Genomic DNA, 1,872 nt, shown 5'->3' with positions numbered 1-1,872 from the left:
GCCGAGACGGCCGGCCACGGCGAGCCGGCCGAGGGCGGGCATGGCTCGGCGGCGCCGGCGACGGCGGCCTCGCCCATCAGCGAGCTGCCGGAGATGACGATCAATCTCGCCACCACCGATCCGGACAAGCAGAACTACGTCCGCATGACGGTCGCGATCGAGGTGGCGGACGCCAAGGCTGGCGACGCCATCAAGCCGCTGATGCCGCGGGTGATCGACAGCTTCCAGACCCATCTGCGGGAGATGCGGCCCGCCGACCTGCGCGGCTCCTCCGGCGTCTACCGGCTGAAGGAAGAGCTGCTGCGGCGGGTCAACCTCGCCATCGCGCCGGCCAAGGCCGACGCGGTGCTGTTCAAAGACATCGTGGTGCAGTGACGGGGAGCGGGGGCGATCTCCATGGCCGGACCTGACGACGACTTCGACGACCTCGCCGCCGAATGGGGCGCGGCCATGGCCGAGCAGGTGGGCGAGGCGGAGGGCGACGCCGCCGACTGGGCGGCGAAGCTCGCCGACACCGGCGACGTGGCCGACCGCAAGGCCGCCGACCGGGTGCTCACCCAGGACGAGGTGGACGGGCTGCTGGGCTTCAACCCGGACGAGCTCGGCCTGTCCGAGCAGTCCGGCATCCGCGCCATCATCAACTCCGCGCTCGTGTCCTACGAGCGCCTGCCGATGCTCGAGATCGTGTTCGACCGGCTGGTCCGGCTGCTCACGACCTCCTTGCGCAACTTCACCTCCGACAATGTCGAGGTCTCGCTCGACGGCATCAAGTCGGTCCGCTTCGGCGACTACCTGAACTCGATCCCGCTGCCGGCGATCCTGTCGGTGTTCCGCGCCGAGCAGTGGGACGGCTTCGGCCTGATGACGGTGGACAGCGCGCTCACCTATTCGATCATCGACGTGCTGCTGGGCGGCCGGCGCGGCGTCACCACCATGAAGGTTGAGGGCCGGCCCTACACCACCATCGAGACCAGCCTGGTCCAGCGCATGATCGAGGTGGTGCTGGTCGACGCCGAGCACGCCTTCCGGCCGATCAGCGAGATCCGCTTCAGCCTCGACCGGCTTGAGACCAACCCCCGCTTCGCCGCCATCACCCGCTCGGCCAACGCCGCCATCCTCGTCAATCTGCGGATCGACATGGAGGACCGCGGCGGCCGGATCGAGATGCTGATCCCCTACGCCACGCTGGAGCCGATCCGCGACGTGCTGCTGCAGCAGTTCATGGGCGAGAAGTTCGGCCGCGACGCCACCTGGGAAGGCCATCTCGCCACCGAGATCTGGCAGGCCAAGGCCGACGTCCACGCGGTGCTGTACGAAAAGCGCCTGCCGCTGCGCGAGATCATGAATCTCGACGTGGGCGACACGCTGATGCTCGACGTGAAGCCGGACGATCTGGTGGAGCTGCGCTGCGGCGACCAGGTGCTCACCGAGGGCCGCATGGGCCGCGCGGGCGAGCATGTGGCGGTGCAGGTGATGCGGCCGCTGCGCCGGTCGAAGACGACGCTGGCGGCCTTCGAGGCCGCGGGTCAGGTGCGTAAGGAAGCGTCGTGATGGAAAACGGGGTCGGACTGGCGATCGAGTCGCTGGTCGCTGTGCTGCTCGTGGCGACGATCGTCTATTGCGCCACGCTCAACCGCCGCCTGTCGCGCCTGCGCGCCGACGAGACGGCGATGCGGCAGACGGTGACCGAACTGGTGGCGGCGACCGCGGGCGCCGAGCGCGCCATCGCGGCGCTGCGCTCCACCGTCAGCGCGAGCGAGGAGACGCTGGCGGAGCGGCTCGGCCGGGCGGAGGAGATGTCGACCGCGATCGCGGGCCAGCTCGGCGCGAGCGAGAGCCTGATCGCCCGCATCGCCGAAACCGCCCGCGCGG

3 protein-coding genes are annotated in these 1,872 nt (G+C 69.9%); all 3 read left to right on the top strand.

Going from position 1 to position 1,872, the window contains the following annotated elements:
- Positions 1–375: flagellar basal body-associated FliL family protein (locus ACFQ4O_RS17295; RefSeq protein WP_378777590.1), on the top strand; the 375-nt coding region annotated here is incomplete at its 5' end.
- A gap of 21 nt (positions 376–396) precedes the next feature.
- Positions 397–1,551 carry a flagellar motor switch protein FliM gene (gene fliM / locus ACFQ4O_RS17290; RefSeq protein ID WP_378777588.1) on the top strand — a complete coding sequence of 385 codons (1,155 nt, stop codon included), beginning with the start codon at positions 397–399 and terminating at the stop codon, positions 1,549–1,551.
- Positions 1,551–1,872: DUF6468 domain-containing protein (locus ACFQ4O_RS17285; protein WP_378777586.1), on the top strand; the 322-nt coding region annotated here is incomplete at its 3' end. The genes fliM and ACFQ4O_RS17285, both read left to right, overlap by 1 nt.

Origin of the sequence: Methylopila musalis, from assembly GCF_042679725.1 — a bacterium.
In the GTDB taxonomy this organism is placed as follows: Bacteria; Pseudomonadota; Alphaproteobacteria; order Rhizobiales; family Methylopilaceae; genus Methylopila; species Methylopila musalis.
Note: the sequence above shows the minus strand (reverse complement) of the source record. Positions and strands in the feature narration are given on the sequence as shown.